Source organism: Sinorhizobium fredii USDA 205, from assembly GCF_001461695.1.
GTDB classification, from domain to species: Bacteria; Pseudomonadota; Alphaproteobacteria; order Rhizobiales; family Rhizobiaceae; genus Sinorhizobium; species Sinorhizobium fredii.
Window position 1 is genome coordinate 73,408 of the sequence record NZ_AUTC01000024.1, and the last position, 18,455, is coordinate 91,862.

Annotated in this window: 17 protein-coding genes; 5 read left to right on the forward strand and 12 right to left on the reverse strand. The window is 63.3% G+C overall.

The genetic code is table 11. The features are described from left to right. Positions 1 to 124 precede the first annotated feature (124 nt). From der to N181_RS03600, 3 genes are all read right to left on the reverse strand, one after another. A complete protein-coding gene (der, locus tag N181_RS03590) occupies positions 125 to 1,555 on the reverse strand; it encodes a ribosome biogenesis GTPase Der (protein WP_037396062.1) in 1,431 nt (476 codons plus the stop codon). A 10-nt stretch (positions 1,556 to 1,565) separates the two neighbouring features. Then, positions 1,566 to 2,234: a tetratricopeptide repeat protein gene (locus tag N181_RS03595; protein WP_014329180.1), complete on the reverse strand. Its 669-nt coding sequence runs from the start codon at positions 2,232 to 2,234 to the stop codon at positions 1,566 to 1,568. Between the two features lie 188 nt (positions 2,235 to 2,422). Beyond that, complete coding sequence (locus tag N181_RS03600; protein WP_037396060.1) at positions 2,423 to 3,010, reverse strand: NnrU family protein; 588 nt, start codon at positions 3,008 to 3,010, stop codon at positions 2,423 to 2,425. A gap of 249 nt (positions 3,011 to 3,259) precedes the next feature. On the opposite strand from N181_RS03600, the gene N181_RS03605 reads away from it, so the two are divergent. Beyond that, positions 3,260 to 4,264 carry a polysaccharide deacetylase family protein gene (locus N181_RS03605; protein ID WP_037436614.1) on the forward strand — a complete coding sequence of 335 codons (1,005 nt, stop codon included), beginning with the start codon at positions 3,260 to 3,262 and terminating at the stop codon, positions 4,262 to 4,264. 12 nt (positions 4,265 to 4,276) lie between these two features. Here the strand turns inward: N181_RS03605 and sbmA are convergent, their stop codons facing one another. The 8 genes from sbmA to glpK form a co-directional block, all read right to left on the reverse strand. After that, a complete protein-coding gene (sbmA, locus tag N181_RS03610) occupies positions 4,277 to 5,539 on the reverse strand; it encodes a peptide antibiotic transporter SbmA (protein WP_014329183.1) in 1,263 nt (420 codons plus the stop codon). A 166-nt stretch (positions 5,540 to 5,705) separates the two neighbouring features. Continuing rightward, positions 5,706 to 6,839: an MFS transporter gene (locus tag N181_RS03615; RefSeq protein ID WP_086018619.1), complete on the reverse strand. Its 1,134-nt coding sequence runs from the start codon at positions 6,837 to 6,839 to the stop codon at positions 5,706 to 5,708. A 273-nt stretch (positions 6,840 to 7,112) separates the two neighbouring features. After that, complete coding sequence (gene map, locus N181_RS03620) at positions 7,113 to 7,862, reverse strand: type I methionyl aminopeptidase (RefSeq protein ID WP_037396056.1); 750 nt, start codon at positions 7,860 to 7,862, stop codon at positions 7,113 to 7,115. Positions 7,863 to 7,933: 71 nt separating this feature from the next. After that, positions 7,934 to 8,974 (reverse strand): LLM class flavin-dependent oxidoreductase, encoded by a 1,041-nt coding sequence (locus tag N181_RS03625; RefSeq protein WP_037396053.1) that lies wholly within the window; start codon positions 8,972 to 8,974, stop codon positions 7,934 to 7,936. A 120-nt stretch (positions 8,975 to 9,094) separates the two neighbouring features. After that, on the reverse strand, positions 9,095 to 9,316 hold the full coding sequence (locus tag N181_RS03630; protein ID WP_014329187.1) for a hypothetical protein: 222 nt from the start codon (positions 9,314 to 9,316) through the stop codon (positions 9,095 to 9,097). A 44-nt stretch (positions 9,317 to 9,360) separates the two neighbouring features. Further along, a complete protein-coding gene (locus tag N181_RS03635; RefSeq protein WP_037396051.1) occupies positions 9,361 to 9,780 on the reverse strand; it encodes an SRPBCC family protein in 420 nt (139 codons plus the stop codon). Beyond that, positions 9,777 to 10,100 (reverse strand): ArsR/SmtB family transcription factor, encoded by a 324-nt coding sequence (locus tag N181_RS03640; RefSeq protein WP_014329188.1) that lies wholly within the window; start codon positions 10,098 to 10,100, stop codon positions 9,777 to 9,779. Before N181_RS03640 ends, N181_RS03635 begins: the two co-directional genes overlap by 4 nt. Positions 10,101 to 10,459: 359 nt before the next feature. After that, entirely contained in the window at positions 10,460 to 11,953 is a 1,494-nt protein-coding gene (gene glpK, locus N181_RS03645; RefSeq protein ID WP_037396049.1) for a glycerol kinase GlpK, read from the reverse strand. A gap of 305 nt (positions 11,954 to 12,258) precedes the next feature. Between glpK and N181_RS03650 the strand changes: the two genes are divergently transcribed. The 3 genes from N181_RS03650 to xdhB all read left to right on the forward strand — a co-directional run bounded on the left by N181_RS03650 (position 12,259) and on the right by xdhB (position 17,066). Then, positions 12,259 to 13,035 (forward strand): 3-hydroxybutyrate dehydrogenase, encoded by a 777-nt coding sequence (locus N181_RS03650; RefSeq protein ID WP_037396047.1) that lies wholly within the window; start codon positions 12,259 to 12,261, stop codon positions 13,033 to 13,035. A gap of 20 nt (positions 13,036 to 13,055) precedes the next feature. Continuing rightward, on the forward strand, positions 13,056 to 14,531 hold the full coding sequence (xdhA, locus tag N181_RS03655; protein WP_060563242.1) for a xanthine dehydrogenase small subunit: 1,476 nt from the start codon (positions 13,056 to 13,058) through the stop codon (positions 14,529 to 14,531). A 198-nt stretch (positions 14,532 to 14,729) separates the two neighbouring features. Further along, complete coding sequence (gene xdhB / locus N181_RS03660) at positions 14,730 to 17,066, forward strand: xanthine dehydrogenase molybdopterin binding subunit (RefSeq protein WP_014329191.1); 2,337 nt, start codon at positions 14,730 to 14,732, stop codon at positions 17,064 to 17,066. Positions 17,067 to 17,217: 151 nt separating this feature from the next. Here xdhB and N181_RS03665 read toward each other — a convergent pair whose 3' ends face one another. Further along, complete coding sequence (locus N181_RS03665; protein ID WP_080577556.1) at positions 17,218 to 17,487, reverse strand: hypothetical protein; 270 nt, start codon at positions 17,485 to 17,487, stop codon at positions 17,218 to 17,220. A gap of 37 nt (positions 17,488 to 17,524) precedes the next feature. Between N181_RS03665 and N181_RS03670 the strand changes: the two genes are divergently transcribed. After that, positions 17,525 to 18,424 (forward strand): LysR substrate-binding domain-containing protein, encoded by a 900-nt coding sequence (locus tag N181_RS03670; protein ID WP_037436613.1) that lies wholly within the window; start codon positions 17,525 to 17,527, stop codon positions 18,422 to 18,424. Positions 18,425 to 18,455 lie beyond the last annotated feature (31 nt).

The following is an 18,455-nucleotide window of genomic DNA, read 5'->3' on the forward strand; positions in this document are numbered from 1 at the left end:
TTGCCCCTCACCCTAGCCCTCTCCCCGCACTGGGGAGAGGGGACCTAAGCGCGCGCCGCGATTCCCTTCGCCCCGCTTGCGGGGAGAAGGTGGCGGCAGCCGGATGAGGGGCGGACCGACGCGATCAGCGCCTCTTGCGCGCCTTCGATTCGAAAGGATTGTCCGAGGCGCGGAAATGGACGCGGATCGGCACGCCCGGCATGTCGAAATCGTTGCGCAGCCCGTTGATCAGGTAGCGGACATAGGATTCCGGCACCGCCTCGGGGCGCGTGCAGGAGATCATGAAGCCCGGCGGGCGGGCCTTCACCTGGGTCATGTATTTGAGCTTCAGGCGACGGCCTGAGACGGCCGGCGGCGGGTGTTGGACCTGCTGCGATTCCAGCCAGCGATTGAGCCGCGCCGTCGAGATGCGCCGGTTCCAGACCTTGTCCGTCTCGATGATCGCCTGCATCAGCCGGTCGAGCCCATAACCCGTGTGGCCGGAAATCGGCACGGCACGGATGCCGCGAGCCTGCGGCAGCAGTCGTTCGGTCTTTTCGCGAAGGTCCGCAAGTACCGCCTGCCAGTCCTCGACCAGATCCCATTTGTTGAAGGCGAGTACCGCTGCACGCCCCTCGCGCATGACCAGATCGACGATCTGCAGATCCTGCTTCTCGAAGGGGATCGTCGCATCGAAGATGATGACCACCGTTTCGGCAAAGCGAATCGCTCGGAGCGCGTCGGCAACCGAAAGTTTTTCCAGCTTCTCCTGCACCTTGGCCTTGCGACGCATGCCGGCCGTGTCGAACATCTTGATCGTGCGGCCGCGCCATTCCCATTCAACCGAGATGGAATCGCGGGTGATGCCGGCTTCGGGGCCGGTCAGCAGCCGGTCTTCGCCGAGGAAGCGGTTGATCAGCGTCGACTTGCCGGCATTCGGCCGACCGACGATCGCGACGCGCAGGGGCTTCGTCTCGTCATAGGTTGGTTCGGATTCTTCGTCCTCCCCCCCGCCTGCACCGGTCGGGCGGATATCGACATCGGTCTCGGCGACGTCTTCCCTGGGCGGGAAGGCTCTCTCTTCGCCGAGCGCGGTGACGATCGCGTCGCGGAGATCGAGCATGCCCTGGCCGTGCTCGGCCGAGATCGGGCACGGCTCGCCGAGGCCGAGCGTGAAGGCGTCGTAGAAGCCGCCATCGGAGCCGCGCGCCTCTGACTTGTTGGCGACGACGATGACGGGCTTGCCGCGCCGGCGCAGCATTTCGGCAAGCGTTTCATCGGCCGGCGTCAGGCCTGCCTTGGCATCGATGACAAACAGCGACAGGTCCGCCTCGTCGATTGCCTGTTCGGTCTGCGCCCACATCCGCCCCTGCAGGCTGTCGGGGGCCGACTGCTCGAGACCGGCGGTATCGATGATGCGGAACTTCAAATCGACGAGTTTCGCGTCGCCGGGGCGGCGGTCACGCGTCACCCCCGGCGTGTCGTCGACGAGCGCCAGCTTCTTGCCAACCAGGCGGTTGAACAAGGTCGACTTGCCGACATTGGGACGCCCGACGATGGCGACGGTGAAACTCATATCAAATGCCTCAAGCTTTGCCGCTCGCCGCAATCACATCAAGCAGCATCTGCGCTCGATTGACGACGCCGCGCGGGCTGTCGGTGTCGTCGGCGATCTGCTGGAACCAGCCCTTCGCCTTGGCGTAGTCGCCTGCCTTATAGGCCGCAAGGCCAAGCGCCTCGCGCGCCGAATGGCGCATGGCGTTCTGCGGCACGGCCAACTGTTCGACCTCGGCCGAGACCTGATCGTAGGTGCCTGTATCGATGAGCAGGTATGCCGCGCGCAACCGCGCCGCATCGCGGAGTGCCGGCGGAATGCGGGTATCCTTGCCAATCTCGGTGAACGCCGCAACAGCCGCTTCCGTTTCGCCCTTCTGGGCCTTAAGCGTCGCCGAACGGAGCCGCGCCAGAACCGGATAGGAGCCGTAACCCTCCTGCTCCAGCTTCGTCAGTGCGCCGAGAGCCTCCTCCGATTTGTTTTCCTTGGCGAGATCGAGGGCTACGAGAAAGGCGTCGCCCGACTGCGACGAGGAGCTCTCCTGCCAATAGTCATAGCCGACCTTGCCGACGGTGCCGAGGACGATGAGTGCCGCAATCCCGATGATGACGCCGCCGAAGCGCGTCCAGATGGCCTTCATCTGGTCCGAGCGGAGTTCTTCATTGACCTCGCGGATAAAGCTGTCGTCCTGGTTTGCCATCTTTCGCCCCGGCCTTGCCTGCACGCTGGCACGTAGCCCCCCGACAATCGACACCGATGTCCGGAAAGGATACGCGCAATCTCAAATGTTCGAGCATCCGTTGCGCGTCCAGACGGACACGCGTCGCTCTATGTGGATTTTGCGCCTTCTACCCGATTTTGCGCCGCTTGTAAGGGGGCTGGCGACATTTAGCCCATCACGATAGGCGCGACGCCGATCAGCCAATCGTGCAGCTTCCAGATGAAGAGCACATAGGCAACGAGGCCGATAAGGATCGCCAGCATGTCGTTCTGCGTCGACTTGAACACCGGCAGCACGGTTTCGCCGGCGCGCTCGCGTCGTTTCAGCGAGATACGCAGGATCACCGCCCAAGCGAGAAAGGACCCGAAGAGCAGCACCGATGACGTCTCGCCGTTCGCAAGCAAATGTGCCAGCGCCCAGATCTTGATCGACAGGATCTGCGGATGCTTGACCGCGGCGGCGATGCGCCCCGCCGGCAGGAAGCCCGCGGCGAGCAAGACAAAGGCAAACAACATCAGCAGAAGGGCAATGTGGCGCAGGAACACCGGCGGATTGTAGAGCATCGCCGTTTCGCCGCGCGCCTGGCCGAATCCGTAGATGATAAGACAGAGACCGACGAGGCTGACGAGCGCATAAAGTCCCATCCATGCGCCCTTGCCGCGGTTCTCGATGAAGCTAGCGCGAATATCGGGCGCAACCACGCGGACGAGGTGCATGCCGAGGAATATCACGATACCGAGGACCAAAAGAGTCATAACTCACCCACGCTAGATTTTGCCGCTTCCGGACACCCGGATTTCGAACGCCATCGATCAACAAATCTCAGCGCGATGCAAGCGCTTCGCCGCTTCGAGCCTCGCTGATCCCGCTTTATTCCTTTGTTTACCATCGCATAACGATATCCCCTGCAAATTCCAGCGGGATCAAAGGATTGCCGCATTGTTGAACAAGGGACGGCAACAACCACTCGTCGCATCCGCTGATTCTCCCGAGAAGCCGTCCCTATGCCACGCAAGATCCTCGCGCTCTCGCTTTGTCTTCTTCCCACGGCGACATTCGCCGATCCGCCGGCGGCACCGCCGCCCGCCAAGGAAACGCAGCTCGTCATCGTCTCCTTCGATGGTGCGCACGACAACGCGCTGTGGGAAAAGAGTCTCGCCATGGCGAAGCGTACCGGCGCGCATTTCACCTATTTTCTCTCCTGCACCTTCCTGATGACGAAGGCGGATGGGAGACAGAGCTACAAGGCGCCGGGGCAGAAGGCCGGTCGCTCGAATGTCGGCTTCGCCCAGAGTCGCGAGGAGATCGCCATCCGTGCCGGCCATATCTGGCAGGCGCATCTCGAGGGCCACGACATCGGCAGCCATGCCTGCGGCCATTTCGACGGCAAGGGCTGGAGCGCTGCCGACTGGGAGAGCGAATTTGCCGCTTTCCGTACCGCTCTCGTCGACGCCTGGAAAAAGGCCGGCGAACCGGAAGCCGAACCGCAAGGCTGGGCGGACTTCGCCCGCAATGACGTCAAGGGTTTTCGCGCGCCCTACCTTTCGTTGAGCAGCGGTCTGATGCCGGCGCTAGAAGCCTTCAAGTTCACCTATGATGCGAGTCTCGTCACCAAGGGGCCGGGCTGGCCCATGACCGGGGACGGGATGCCGCGCTTCGGCCTGCCGCTCATCCCGGAGGGACCCTCGCACCGCCCGGTGATCGGCATGGACTACAACCTGTTCATCCGCCATTCGATGGGCGTCGAAAACAAGAAGGACAGCGCCCGCTTCGAGGAACGCACGCTCGCCGCCTATCGCGAGGCCTTCCGCAAGGAATATGACGGCGAGCGCATCCCGCTGCAACTCGGCTTCCACTTCGTCGAGATGAACGGCGGCGCCTATTGGCGGGCGCTTGACCGCTTCCTGACGGAAACCTGTAAGAAGCCGGACGTCGCCTGCGTCAGCTATGCCGACGCCTTGCCGATGATCGAGGATGCCAGGAGGAAGGCGGATCGCTCCGCCTTCTGATATGGCTTGCTATTACAGCGCGAGTTCTTCCTGGCCGCCCGCTTCGATGAACTGCTGGTCGATCTCCGGCAACGGCTGCTCATCGAGCACCGACTCGAAGGCGCGAAGACGCTTGTAGATCGAAAGCAGCTCGACGATCGTCGGCCAGGAATTGACCAGGTATTGGAAAGAGGAGCTCACCTGACCGAACGCACCGGAAATCTGGTTTAGCGCGCCAAGCGAAATCTTACCCGCGATAATCGAAGGCGCGAGGATTAGCAACGAGAAGATGTTGTTGATCTGCAGATAGAAAATGCGCGCGATATTGAAGTACAGGTAGTGGAAATACAGCCGGAAATAGTTCATGCGAACATTGCTGAAAAGCTCCGCAACGGTTTCCGGCTGGGCGCGATCGACGTGATCCTCGCCGTAAACCAGCTCCTTGCGGTAGGCGGCTTCCACACGCTGGTTGCGAAACTCCAGTCCCGGAAGCTTGATCCCGACCAGGGCGAGGAACACGGTACCGAAAAGCGACCACAGGACGGCTGCCGTGACCAACGGGTAAGGAATGCTGCCGACGATCGGTAGTTCGGTGACGTTCTCCGAAAGTCGGATCAGCACAGGCGTGAAGGCGATCAAAGTCATGACGCTGTCAATCAGGCTGACGCCGAGCCCTTCGACCGTCGAGGAGAAGCGCATCGTATCTTCCTGTACGCGCTGCGAGGCACCCTCGATGTGACGCAGCTTGCCCCAGTTGGCCATGTAGTATTCGTTCATCGCCGTACGCCAACGGAAGATGTAATGGCTGACGAAGAAACGCGTCATGACCGCGACTGCCACGGCGACCATGGCGATGCCGAGGAAGGTGCCGATCTGAGCGTAGAACTCTTCGGCCGTGACAACAGCCGCCTTGGAAACCGCGGCCTGGATCAGGTCCCAGAACGGACCGTACCAGTTGTTGATCGCCACGCTCACCTGCACTTGGAAGTAGGTGACGAAAAGGATGAGAGCGGATCCCCAAATAGACCAGCTCTGCCAGCGATGCGGAGAGTAGACCTGCCAGAAGGCGGCGAAAATAGCCACCACCAATCCAAAGTAGATATAGAACCAGAGGAAGGCAGGCGACCAGAAGGCCGAGATACCGACGATCGGCGGGGCATCAGCCGGCGCGGGGGGCAAGCCAACGAAGGCGCCGATCCTTTCACCCCAGCCATACCAGAAGGCAACGGCAATCAGCGACCAGATAACGACGGAGATGAAGAACTGCTTCGGCTTGGGGAAGAAGGATTGGAACAAGGGACGGCACTCGCTTTTCTTCGGAGGGCAACGACTTGCCTCCTGATGCGGCCGAAACTAGGGCAAATTGCGCGCGGCAACAATTACGCAATCCCAATGTTACTGTTATTTCATGAAGCTCCCGCCCGGGGAACGCCGTCCCCAGCGCCCGCAAATCGTCAGAACTTCACCGTGCCAACGCAGCCCGAATCCTGCGCAGTTCCAGCACCACCACCATACCGCAGCAGAACAGAACAACGGCAGCAACCAGCGTCGGCAGTGCGAAACTTCCGGTCCGCTCCGCCAGCCACCCAGCCACCACCGGTCCGATGATCTGGCCGATGCCGAAAGCCGCGGTCATCAGGGCGAGCGCCCTCCGCGGACTTTCGGGCGCAAGCTGACGGCCGATCTGCAGGCCATAGGCCGTCACCATCATGAAGGTAGCGCCGAGCATCAGCCCGCCGACAAGCGGCGCCACGGACACCGGCAGAGAAACGGTCAGCAGGAGGCCGACAGCCTCGACCAGGAGGCCCGCGGCATAGACGCCCGCCAGCCCGAGGCGCGGCACGGCGAAACGCCACAGATAGATCGACAGCGCAGCGCTGACACCGGTGATCAGCCAGGCGAGAAACTCGACACTGTGCCCGCCGCTGTCGCCGCGCGCCATGGCAACGAGGAACGTCGCGGTGATGACGTAGCCGAAGCCGAAGAAGCCATAGGTGAGCGTGACCACGGTCAGCGGCCGGGTCCAGGTAAGCGGCGCCTCGCGCCCGGCGCCCTTCCCCACGTGATCGCTGCCGGGCAGCAGAGCGGCAACAAGAGCCGTACCCAGGAGCGCCACAAGCGCGCCGGTGAACCAATCTCCTTGTGAGGCGGAGAGGCCTGCGACGCCCGCAAGCGGTGCGGCCCAGACGCAGATCGAGGAAAGCGCAATGCCGAAACCGACGCCGCCGAAATGCACCGAGGGCACATGTTCGGATTTCGCGCGCAGCCCCTGCCCCAGCACGATCCCGGACAGGAAGATCATCGCAAAGGCGCTCGCCAGTCCGGCAAGGAGGCGGACGATCGAATAGACGAGAACCGACGAGGTGAGCCCCATCGCCGCGAGCAAGAGTGTTGTCGCGCCAAGCGCAGCAAGGCCGATCCGCCGCTCATGCCCGTAGGCCCAGCCATAGGCGGCAAGCACGGCACCCGCGAGATAGCCGACGAAGTTGGCCGAGGCGATCAGCCCGGCATCCGCCGGCGAAAGCCCCGCATCGGCCATCATCGCCGGCAGGATGGGCGTATAGGAGAACCGGCCGAAGCCCATGGCGACGGCCATGGCAACGGCCCCTGCGATCGCCGTCGCGGCGAGGCTGCTGCGTGACGCCTCACGAGGCGCAGGAGACGACGGTTCCTCCAAGTGCCCCGTTCGACGCGGATCAGTGCGGTCGGTCATGCCGACGTGCTTTTCGTCGCGGTCCGGTAATCTGTGGAGCGTACTCATCCCTTCTTATTGCATCGCAGCAACAAGGCGACAAATCATTATGATTGAACCTTCGATTAATGGAATCGAACGGTCGCAGCCGCGACGGCACGGCTGCATCTGCTCTGCTCACCCTGGCAGCGTTACCACCAGCGGCCCGGTCCGGGTGACGACGACCGTATGTTCGTATTGCACCGTCGGAGCGCGTGGTTCGCTGTAAAGCGTCCAGTCATCGTCGCCGCCCTCGGCCCAATGCGCGCCCATCGACAGGAACGGTTCGACGGTGAAGACCATGCCTTCCTTCATCCGGCGCCTTTCGGAGGGATCCGGCCAGGTGGCGATCTCGGCCGGATCCTCGTGCAACGACCGGCCGATGCCGTGGCTCGCCAGGTTGGTGACGAGCGAATAGCGGTTCCTGCGCGCGAATTCGCCGATGGCGTTGCCGATCGAGGCCAACGACTGGTCCGGCCGCACCTGCTTCAAGCCCACCCACATGGCCCGCTTGCCATCGCGGCAGAGCCGGTCGATGGCGGACGTGACCGGCGGCACGGGGAAGGAGGCGCCGGTATCGGCAAACAGACCGTCCTTCTCGGCGGAGACGTCGATGTTGACGAGATCGCCGGCGCGGATCACCCGGCTGCCCGGAATACCATGGGCGACTTCCTCGTTGACGCTGATGCACGTCGCACCGGGGAACTTGTAGCAGAGCTCCGGCGCCGAACGCGCGCCCGCATCCTCGAGCACCCGGCGGCCAATCGCGTCGAGTTCCGCCGTGGTGATGCCGGGTTCGAGCGCCTCGCCCATCGCCTGAAGCGCATTGGCGCAGATGCGGCCGATTTCCTTCAGCCGCTCAAGATCTTCGTCGTTGTTGAGGGTCATGATGTCTCGCTTTCGCGGCCACATGTAGCGTGCCGACGCTGGCGATGCCAGTACCGACCACGCGAGCGCAGCTACTGACGCTCGTCCGCCAGCATCTCGCGGACCCGCGGCGCGACCTTGGTGCCGTAGAGCTCGATGCCGCGCATGATCTCACCGTGCGGCATCGGGCCGATCGCCATCTGCAAGAGGAAGCGATCGTTGCGGAAGAGCTTCTGGTGCGCGACGATCTTTTGCGCGACCGTCTCCGGGTCGCCGATGAAGAGGTTGCCGGTCGGGCTGCGCGCCTGGTCATAGTGGGCGCGGTTCGTCGGTCCCCAGCCGCGCTCTCGGCCGATGCGGTTCATCACCTCCGCCTGCGGTCCATAGAAGCGGTCGGCCGCCAAATCGGTCGTGTCGGCGATGAAGCCGTGGACGTTGATGCTCGTCTTCAATTTCGATGCATCCTGTCCGGCGCGCCGCGCCGCCTCGCGGTAGAGATCGAAGAGCGGTGCGAACCGCCGCGGTTCTCCACCGATGATCGCAAGCGCCATCGGCAGGCCGAGCGCGCCGGCGCGGGCGACCGACTGCGGCGTGCCGCCGACGGCAATCCAGAGCGGCAGCGGATCCTGCAGCGGCCGCGGATAGACGCCGCGATCGTCGATCGGCGGCCGCATCTCGCCGGACCAGGTGACCTTCTCGCTGTCGCGGATCGCCAGCAAGAGGTCCAACTTCTCGGCGAAAAGCCGGTCGTAATCGTCCAGCGACTGGCCGAACAGCGGGAAGGATTCGATGAAGGAGCCGCGCCCGGCCATGATTTCCGCGCGACCGTTGGAGACGAGATCGAGCGTCGCGAATTGCTGGAAGACGCGGACCGGATCGTCGGAGCTCAGCACCGTCACCGCGCTCGTCAGCCGGATGTTCTTCGTCTTGGCCGCCGCCGCCGCCAGAATGACCGCCGGCGCAGAGGCCGCGTAGTCGGGGCGGTGGTGTTCGCCAAGCCCGAAGACATCAAGGCCGACCTGGTCGGCAAGCTCGATCTCTTCGATGAGGTTGGCAAGCCGGCGGCGCCCTTCCCTGCCCTTGCTTTCGGCGTTCGGATCGACATCCGCGAATGTGTAAAGCCCGAGTTCCATGCTGCCCGTCCTGTTTCTGTTTTGACAACAGATAGTTGGCGCACGCACGGGCAGCAAATGCTCATCCGGGAAACACATCGTTTCCCGAACAAGTCGATCGATGTCGGCGGACCGTTGTGTTCACCTCCCTTGAGCGGAGGACCGACCGCTCCGCCATCTCGTGGCATAGGGGAGCGCGAACATATAGAGGCCACTGAACAACAACAGGAACAGAGGAAGCAGCGGCGAATAGACGATCCAGGCGGGCGGCTCACCCAGCGCCATGGCGACGAAATTGGCAATCACGGTCGCCGTGAAAATGATCGACAGCCAGCGGTGAATTTGCCGAATCCAAGCACTCATTAAAACCTCCCAGGAAATTCGATCACATACGGTTCTCGCCAGTTTCAATCGAGCCGTGCCAGAACCTGCTCCAGATTTGCAAGGAACTGCTGCCACCCGGCCTTGGCGCCACCAAAGGCCTGGCGCTGCTCCGGCCGGAAGCCCGACTGCTCCATGCGTAGCTGGGTCCCTGTGGTCGTTGGCGTGAGGATGAACGTCACCACGCTTTTGAGGTCGAAGGCCGCATCCTCGTGGGCGAAGTTCCAAGTGTATGTCAGCCTTCTGTTCGGCTCTACGGCAAGCACCTCGCAGTCCAAAACGCCGCCCCATTCGCCGCGCAGATTGAAACGGTGACCCACCACCGGGCTGAAGTCGTTTTTCATCAGCCACTCCTCGATCAGGTGTGGTTGGGTGAGCGCACGCCAGATCTTTTCGGGCGGATGCGGGATTTCACGTTCGACGACGACTGCGCGCGTTTCGTTCATTGGTCCATCCTTTTCAGTAGATCTTCCAGATCGTCGAAGCGGCGCTGCCAGAATCCAGCCATCTCGCTTGTCCAATCGACCAGGGGGACAAGCGCGCCGAGTTGCGCGCTGTAGTAGGTGTGGCGACCTTCGTGCCGGTCGCGCACCAACCCAGCCTCCCGTAGGATCCCGAGATGCTTTGAGACGACCGGTTGCGAAACCCCGGCCCGCGCCGTCAGAGCGCCAACCGACTTTTCTCCCTCGCGGCACAATCGCTCGAAGAGAGCACGCCGCGTCGGATCGGCAAGCGTCCTGAAGAGTAAATCGTGAGTCTCCGACATTTGGGATCAATACCCCGTTGGCTATTAATCGATATATAGCCAACGAGGTATGAATGAGTCAACCCCGACTCACCGAGAGTCCTCGTCACGGTAGCCAAGACGGGCGAACCGCCCGTCTGTTGGCGTTGAAACTTCATGGCAAATGACCAGACATATCTGTTTTCAAGCAATCTCGAAATTTCGCGTGAGCACCACTCCTCAACGCGCGTTCTTGAAGAACTATATCCAGTTGGCTATGCATGACGCATCATCGTCATCGATCGTGCGTGCTCGCAGCGACGCGCGCCACGTTGCCTGCGCTATGCGCCTTTCAGTGAGGACATGTTTAGAGGGCAACGTCGCAGACGAAAGGCGGCGCCCTACGCCGCCATCAGCGTCCGCTTCACCGCGCTGCGCCAGCCCTTGAGCTTGCCCTTGCGCGTCGTCCCGTCCATCTTCGGTTCGAAGCGCCGGTCGCGCGCCCAGGACTTGGCGAACTCCTCCTGGGTGGGCCAGACTCCGGCGCGGCTGCCGGCGAGCCAGGCGACGCCGAGCGCCGTCGTCTCGAGGATGACCGGCCGGTCGACCGGGGCGTCGAGCAGATCGGACAGCCTTTGCATCGTCCAGTCGGAGGCGACCATGCCGCCATCGACACGCAACACCGTGTCCTTGCCGTTGCTGCGCCAGTCCCGGTGCATGGCGTCGAGCAGATCGCGCGTCTGATAGCAGACGGATTCGAGAGCGGCACGGGCGAATTCGGCCGGGCCGGTGTTGCGCGTCATCCCGTAGATCGCGCCGCGGGCATCCGGATCCCAGTGCGGCGCACCGAGGCCGGTGAAGGCCGGCACGAGATAAACCTCCTGCGTCGGGTCGGCGCTTTCGGCAAGCGTACCGGTGTCGGGTGCCGCCTTGATGACCTTGAGCCCGTCGCGCAACCACTGAACGGCAGCGCCGGCCACGAAAATCGAGCCTTCGAGCGCATAAGTCGTCTCGCCATTGAGGCGATAGGCGATGGTGGTGAGCAGCCGATTCTTGGAACGAACGATATCCTTCCCCGTGTTGAGCAGCGCGAAACAGCCGGTGCCGTAGGTGGATTTCAGCATGCCGGGCTTGAAGCAGGCCTGGCCGATCGTTGCCGCCTGCTGGTCGCCAGCAACGCCGAGGATCGGGATCGCCGCGCTGAAGAGGGACGCATCCGTGACGCCGAAGTCGGCGGCGCAATCCTTCACGTCCGGCAGCATCGCCCGCGGGATGCGCAGGATGTCGGTGAGCTCGTCGTCCCAGCTATTGTCGACGATGTTGTAGATCAGCGTGCGCGACGCGTTGGTCGCGTCGGTGACGAAGGACTTGCCGCCGGTGAGCCGCCAGATGAGGAACGTGTCGATGGTGCCGAAGCAGAGTTCGCCCTTGGCGGCGCGCGCCTGCGCGCCCTTCACATTGGTGAGCAGCCAGTTGAGCTTCGTGCCGGAGAAATACGGATCGAGCAGCAGCCCGGTTTTCTTGGTGAAGGTCTTTTCGAGGCCCTGCTTCTTCAGCTTATCGCAGAAGGAAGCGGTGCGGCGGTCCTGCCAGACGATCGCGTTGTGGATCGGTTTGCCCGTCGCGCGATCCCACACCACCACCGTCTCGCGTTGGTTGGTGATGCCGATCGCAGCGATTTCACTCGTGGAAATGCCGGCCTTCTCGATCGCCTGTCGAGCGGTGAAGAGAACTGTCTCCCAGATCTCCTCCGGGTCGTGTTCCACCCAGCCGGATTTCGGAAAATGCTGCCTGAATTCTCTCTGGCCGACGCCCGCGACCTGCTGCTTGCCGTCGAAAACGATCGCCCGCGTGGACGTCGTACCCTGATCGATCGCGAGAATATATCCGCCCATATGCCCCTCCTCGGCACGCAACAGCCGCCGCCCTTCCTCTAGCGGCAACCTTCGGAAGACTTGAATACGACGGATAAACGAATGTCAAACGAAAACAAAACGCAACTCTTCCGCCCTTTTCACCGCGGCACCAACTCTGCGTCGCCGCCCCGAAAAACACAATTGTCACCGCCGCGCTTTTGCGCGTAGGCTGCGGCTGTTGCGTCGCAAAACGAGGGCGCCGAGCGGATAAGAATGCGGCACGGTCTGCACTTTGTCCCATCGCACGATGGGACGGGTCTGCGGCACCGAGGGAGAGATCGAGAATGACGAAAACAGCGGTCATAACGGGTTCGACGAGCGGCATCGGCCTGGCAATCGCCAAGGCCTTTGCGAAAACCGGCGCCAACATCGTGCTGAACGGTTTCGGTTCGGCCGACGAAATCAGGACCGTGACGGACGAGGTGGCGGGTCTCGGCGCCGGCACGGTGCTTCACCACCCGGCCGACATGACGAAGCCGGCCGAGATCGCCGACCTGATCGCGACCGCCACCGCCCGCCTCGGCGGTGCCGACATCCTCGTCAACAATGCCGGCGTGCAGTTCGTTGAAAAGATCGAGGATTTTCCGGTCGAGCAATGGGACCGGATCATCGCCATCAACCTCTCCTCCTCCTTCCACACGATCCGGGCGGCGATTCCCGCGATGAAACAGAAGGGCTGGGGCCGCATCGTCAATATCGCCTCGGCGCATGGCCTCGTCGCCTCGCCCTTCAAGTCCGCCTATGTGGCCGCCAAGCATGGTATCATGGGGCTCACCAAGACCGTGGCGCTCGAGGTCGCGGAAAACGGCATCACCGTGAACTCGATCTGCCCCGGCTATGTGCTGACGCCGCTCGTCGAAAAGCAGATACCGGACCAGGCAAGGACGCGCGGCATCACCGAGGAACAGGTGATCAACGAGGTGATGCTCAAGGGCCAGCCGACCAAGAAATTCATCACCGTCGAGCAAGTTGCCTCGCTGGCGCTCTATCTTGCCAGCGACGAGGCCGCCCAGATCACCGGCACGCATGTCTCGATGGACGGCGGCTGGACGGCGCAATAGAGCGGGATCGAGAAGGACGCATGGCACAGGCATCCGACAGCATCCGCTTCATCCTGAACGACAGGGAGGTCGCGCTTTCCGATGTTGCGCCGACAGACACGCTGCTCGACTTTCTCAGGCTTGAGCGTCGCCTGACCGGCACCAAGGAAGGCTGTGCCGAGGGCGACTGCGGCGCCTGCACCGTGCTCGTCGGCCGGCTCACCGGCAACAGCGAGAGCCTGGTCTACGAAACCGTCAACGCCTGCATCCGCTTTGTCGGCTCACTGAACGCGACGCATGCCGTCACCGTCGAGCATCTGGCCGCAAGCGACGGAACGCTGCATCCGGTGCAGCAGGCAATGATCGATTTTCACGGCTCGCAATGCGGCTTCTGCACGCCCGGCATCGTCATGTCGCTCTATGGGCTGTGGCTGACGAAAGACAATCCGAGCCGCGCGGCGATCGAGAAGGCCCTGCAAGGCAATCTCTGTCGCTGCACCGGCTACGAGCCGATCATCCGCGCGGCCGAGGCCGCGGCAAAGGAGCGGCCGTCGGCGGTTTTTGATCCGATTACCCGGACGCGCGAGACGGTAGCGGCGCGGCTCAAGGCGCTACGGGCGACGGAAACGATCGTCATCGGCAAGGGCGAAGACTGTCTTATCGTTCCGGCGGATACCGCCGGGCTTGCGACGGTGCTGGCCGAACATCCCGCGGCCACGATCGTCGCCGGTGCGACCGATGTCGGCCTCTGGGTGACGAAGCAGATGCGCCCGATCAATCCGGCAGTGTTCATCAACGGCATCGCCGAACTGCAGAAAATCGAAAGCTCTGAAGCCGGCCTGACGATCGGCGCCGGCGTCAGCTATACGGCCGCCTTCGAGGCTCTTGTCGCCTACCCGACTTTCGGGGCGCTGCTCGACCGCATCGGCGGCGAGCAGGTGCGCAACATGGGCACGATCGGCGGCAACATCGCCAACGGCTCGCCGATCGGCGACAGTCCGCCGCCGCTGATCGCCCTCGGCGCAACCGTCACGCTGCGGTCGAAGGACGGCACGCGCCCGCTGCCACTCGAGGATTTCTTCATCGCCTATGGCAAGCAGGACCGTCGCCCTGGCGAATTCCTCGAAAGCATCTTCGTGCCGGCGCTGCCGGCCGGCGACCGCTTCGCCGCCTACAAGGTGACGAAGCGCCGCGACGAGGATATCTCCGCTTTGCTCGGCGCTTTCCGTATCTCGCTCGAAGGCGACCGGGTGAAGACCGCCCGCATCGCCTTCGGCGGCATGGCCGCCACCCCGAAGCGGGCGAAGGCCGTCGAGGCGGCCTTGCTCGGCCAGCCCTGGACGGAGGACACGGTGCGCTCGGCGCAAACTGCCTTCGAGACGGACTTCCAGCCGATTGACGACTGGCGCGCCACCAGCGCCTACCGCATGCTGGCGGCAAAGAACCTGCTGATGCGCTTCTTCCTGGAGAGCATTGGAGAGGAGGCCCAGCTTCAGCGCTTCGAGGATGTGGCATGAGTGCTGACTTCGAAGTTTGCGAGGCGCGATTGCCCCTCTCCTCGGGTTTAACCCGAGGACTAACCCTCTCGCCGCCTGCGGGGAGAGGGGACTTTGGACGTTGGGGCGCTGCCGCGCGTTCCCTTCTCCCCGCGCGGGGGGAGAAGGTGGCCGGCAGGCCGGATGAGGGGCAGCAATTCCTTCGGCAGGAGGGCCTAGATGGATAAATCCACCTTCGAAGAACGCCAAACCATCGCCGGCCCGATGCACAGCGAGCTCCGCCACGACAGTGCCCACAAGCACGTCGCCGGGACCGCCGATTATATCGACGACATCCCGGAACCCGCCGGAACCTTGCACGGTGCGCTTGGCCTCACGGACCGGGCACACGCCGAAATCACGGACATGGACCTCTCGACGGCTGCCGCCCTCCCCGGCGTCGTCTGCGTGCTGACCGCAAAGGACATGCCGCATTCGAACGACATCAGCCCCACCCACCTGCACGACGAGCCGGTGCTTGCCGACGGCCGCGTACAGTTCCACGGGCAGCCGGCCTTTGCGGTGATCGCCGAGACGCGCGACATTGCGCGCCGGGCCGCGCGGCTTGCGAAGATCACCTATCGCGACCTGCCGCACATGATCGATGTTGCCGATGCGATGGCCGGGGGCGGCGAGCTCGTCACGCCGCCGTTGACACTGCAGCGCGGCGATGCGGAGGGCGAATTGGAGCGCGCACCACGCCGGCTCAAGGGCCGGATGCGGATCGGTGGCCAGGAGCACTTCTATCTGGAAGGGCACATCGCGCTGGCGGTTCCCGGCGAGGACGACGAGATGGCCGTCTGGGTGTCGACCCAGCATCCGAGCGAAGTCCAGCACATGGTCGCGCAGGTACTCGGCGTCCCGTCAAACGCCGTTACCGTCAATGTCCGCCGCATGGGCGGTGGCTTCGGCGGCAAGGAAACGCAGGGCAACCAGTTCGCCGCACTCGCTGCGGTTGCGGCGCGCAAGCTGCGCCGCGCCGTGAAATTCCGCCCCGACCGCGACGACGACATGACGGCGACGGGCAAGCGCCACGACTTCCTCGTCGATTACGATGTCGGCTTCGATGAGGACGGGCAGATCCTGGCGGTCCACGCGACCTATGCGGCGCGCTGCGGTTTCTCCGCCGATCTATCCGGACCGGTCACCGACCGGGCGCTCTTCCACGCCGACAACGCCTACTTCTATCCGCATGTGAAGCTGACCTCGCAACCGCTGAAGACCAATACGGTTTCCAACACCGCCTTTCGCGGCTTCGGCGGGCCGCAAGGCATGGTCGGCTGCGAGCGGATCATCGAGGAGGTCGCCTATGCGCTCGGTAAGGACCCGCTCGAAATCCGCAAGCTGAACTTCTATGGCGACGGGAACTCGGGTCGCAACATCACGCCCTATCATCAGACGATCGAAGACAACATCATCCGACAGATCGTCGACGAACTGGAAACGAGCGCCGACTATCAGGCGCGGCGGGCCGCGATCATCGACTTCAACAGATCGAGCCGAGTGATCCGCAAGGGCATCGCGCTGACCCCGGTGAAGTTCGGGATCTCCTTCACCCTGACCCATCTCAATCAGGCCGGCGCCCTCGTCCACGTCTACAATGACGGCTCGGTCCATCTCAACCATGGCGGCACCGAGATGGGCCAGGGCCTCTACACCAAGGTGGCGCAGGTTCTGGCCGACAGCTTCCAGATCGATATCGGCCGGGTGAAGATCACCGCGACGACGACCGGCAAGGTGCCGAACACCTCGGCAACGGCCGCCTCCTCCGGTTCCGACTTGAACGGCATGGCCGCTTTCGACGCCGCTCGCCAGATCAAGGAACGGCTTGTCGCCTTTGCCGCCGAGCGCTGGCAGACGACCGCCGAGAACGTCACTTTCGTGCCGAACCACGTCAAGATCGGCGAGGAGCTCGTGCCCTTCGCCGAGTTCATCGGCCAGGCCTATGCGGCGCGCGTGCAGTTGTCGGCGGCCGGCTTCTACAAGACACCGAAGATCCACTGGGATCGTTCAGCCGGACGGGGCACGCCCTTCTATTATTTCGCCTATGGCGCCGCGGTCTCCGAAGTGTCGATTGACACGTTGACCGGGGAATACTTGGTCGACCGGGTCGACGTGCTGCACGACGTCGGCCGCTCGCTCAATCCGGCGATCGACCTCGGCCAGATCGAGGGCGGCTTCGTGCAGGGCATGGGCTGGCTGACGACGGAAGAACTCTGGTGGGACGAGAAGGGGCGGCTGAGGACGCATGCCCCCTCGACTTACAAGATTCCGCTCGCCTCGGACCGGCCGAAGATCTTCAACGTGCGCCTCGCCGAATGGTCGGAAAATGCCGAAAAGACGATCGGCCGCTCGAAAGCAGTGGGCGAGCCGCCCCTGATGCTGCCGATCTCGGTTCTCGAGGCGCTGTCGATGGCGGTCGCCAGCATCGCCGACTATAGGGAGTGCCCCCGCCTCGATACGCCGGCAACACCGGAGCGCATCCTGATGGCGGTGGAGCGGCTCAGGGGACGGTAAGGCGCGCTGTGGAGAATGCCCCTAACCCTAACCCGCTCCCCGCACGCGGGGGAGCGGGGAGAGGGGACGAAAGCGGCGCGGCAAGGTTCCTTCGCCCCGCTTGCGGGGAGAAGGTGGCCGGCAGGCCGGATGAGGGGCAAGCTGCGCCAACCTATCGCAGCATCTTATCGTCGCAGCGGGGCATACGCCCGTCGAGGAAACCCAGGTCTTTTTTCATGTAATTGGATGTCGATTCGAGGTCGAGTTTCCGGCTTCGCCCGCTGACGCGGCGAAGCGCTGATGCGGCAAACCGCATCGCGCCGCTGAATGAGAAAAGCGGCTTTCTTTCAGCATATTCCAATACATCGCAAATCATCTGAACATCCATTCGAAGACGATGAAGTTGACTTGCAGCATGCCGCCGAACGTGCTCGAATTCCAATCGAACATCCGTCTGCATGCATCAAGAGAACTTATCCATGAAGATGTCGAAGCAGTTTCCGTTGAATGCGCTGAGGGTCTTCGAGGCCGCCGCCCGGCTCGGCAGCTTCACGAGGGCGGGCGAGGAACTGGGCATGACCCAGACCGCGGTCAGTTACCAGATCAAGCTCATAGAAGAGAGCGTCGGCGAGCCGCTCTTCCTGAGGCGTCCTCGCCAGGTGACGCTGACCGAGGTCGGCCAGCGGCTGGCGCCGAAGGTCACGGAAGCCTTCGAATTGTTGCAGGAGGCCGTCGCTTCGGCGCGCGTCGATGCCGATACGGCACTTTTCATCCACTCGACGCCGACTTTTGCCTCGCAATGGCTGGCGCGCAATATCGGCACGTTTCAGATCGCCCACCCGCATATCTCGGTACGCCTGACGACGGCCGACAAGGTGATCGACTTCGGCAAGGAAGCAGCAGACATTGCCATCCGCTACGGCGACGGCAATTGGCCGGGTCTCGCCAGCCATCCGTTGATGCGGGTGGAGTTCACGCCGATGCTGAGCCCGGCGCTCGCCGAGACCATAGGCGGCGTGCATGAGCCGCGCGACCTTCTGAAGCTCAGGATCATCGATCCGAACGACCCCTGGTGGGAGCAATGGTTCCGCGCCGCCGGCGTCGAAAATCCGGACCTTGCCGGCCGCCCCGCCAGCCGGCTAGGCGCCCAGACATTCGAGGCACGCGCCGCGGTCGCCGGCCAGGGCGTCGCCATCCTGACGCCGGATTTCTATAGCGACGACGTCGCGCTGGGCAGGCTCTACCAGCCCTTCGATCTGCGCTGCAAGGATCGCGACTATTGGCTGGCCTATCCGCATGCCCGCCGAAACGCCCCGAAGATTCGCGCCTTTCGCGACTGGATCCTGGGCGAGCTCAACCCGTCTTCAAACCGGCTCTGAAGAGATTGAATCACATCACGAAGGATGCTCC

Bases quoted from the DNA above. Each gene is read 5' to 3' on its own strand.
- der (WP_037396062.1), bottom strand. From the start codon at position 1,555: ATGAGTTTCACCGTCGCCATCGTCGGGCGTCCCAATGTCGGCAAGTCG.
- N181_RS03595 (WP_014329180.1), bottom strand. From the start codon at position 2,234: ATGGCAAACCAGGACGACAGCTTTATCCGCGAGGTCAATGAAGAACTC.
- N181_RS03600 (WP_037396060.1), bottom strand. From the start codon at position 3,010: ATGACTCTTTTGGTCCTCGGTATCGTGATATTCCTCGGCATGCACCTC.
- N181_RS03605 (WP_037436614.1), top strand. From the start codon at position 3,260: ATGCCACGCAAGATCCTCGCGCTCTCGCTTTGTCTTCTTCCCACGGCG.
- N181_RS03615 (WP_086018619.1), bottom strand. From the start codon at position 6,839: ATGGCCGTCGCCATGGGCTTCGGCCGGTTCTCCTATACGCCCATCCTG.
- map (WP_037396056.1), bottom strand. From the start codon at position 7,862: ATGACCCTCAACAACGACGAAGATCTTGAGCGGCTGAAGGAAATCGGC.
- N181_RS03625 (WP_037396053.1), bottom strand. From the start codon at position 8,974: ATGGAACTCGGGCTTTACACATTCGCGGATGTCGATCCGAACGCCGAA.
- N181_RS03630 (WP_014329187.1), bottom strand. From the start codon at position 9,316: ATGAGTGCTTGGATTCGGCAAATTCACCGCTGGCTGTCGATCATTTTC.
- N181_RS03635 (WP_037396051.1), bottom strand. From the start codon at position 9,780: ATGAACGAAACGCGCGCAGTCGTCGTCGAACGTGAAATCCCGCATCCG.
- N181_RS03640 (WP_014329188.1), bottom strand. From the start codon at position 10,100: ATGTCGGAGACTCACGATTTACTCTTCAGGACGCTTGCCGATCCGACG.
- glpK (WP_037396049.1), bottom strand. From the start codon at position 11,953: ATGGGCGGATATATTCTCGCGATCGATCAGGGTACGACGTCCACGCGG.
- N181_RS03650 (WP_037396047.1), top strand. From the start codon at position 12,259: ATGACGAAAACAGCGGTCATAACGGGTTCGACGAGCGGCATCGGCCTG.
- xdhA (WP_060563242.1), top strand. From the start codon at position 13,056: ATGGCACAGGCATCCGACAGCATCCGCTTCATCCTGAACGACAGGGAG.
- xdhB (WP_014329191.1), top strand. From the start codon at position 14,730: ATGGATAAATCCACCTTCGAAGAACGCCAAACCATCGCCGGCCCGATG.
- N181_RS03670 (WP_037436613.1), top strand. From the start codon at position 17,525: ATGAAGATGTCGAAGCAGTTTCCGTTGAATGCGCTGAGGGTCTTCGAG.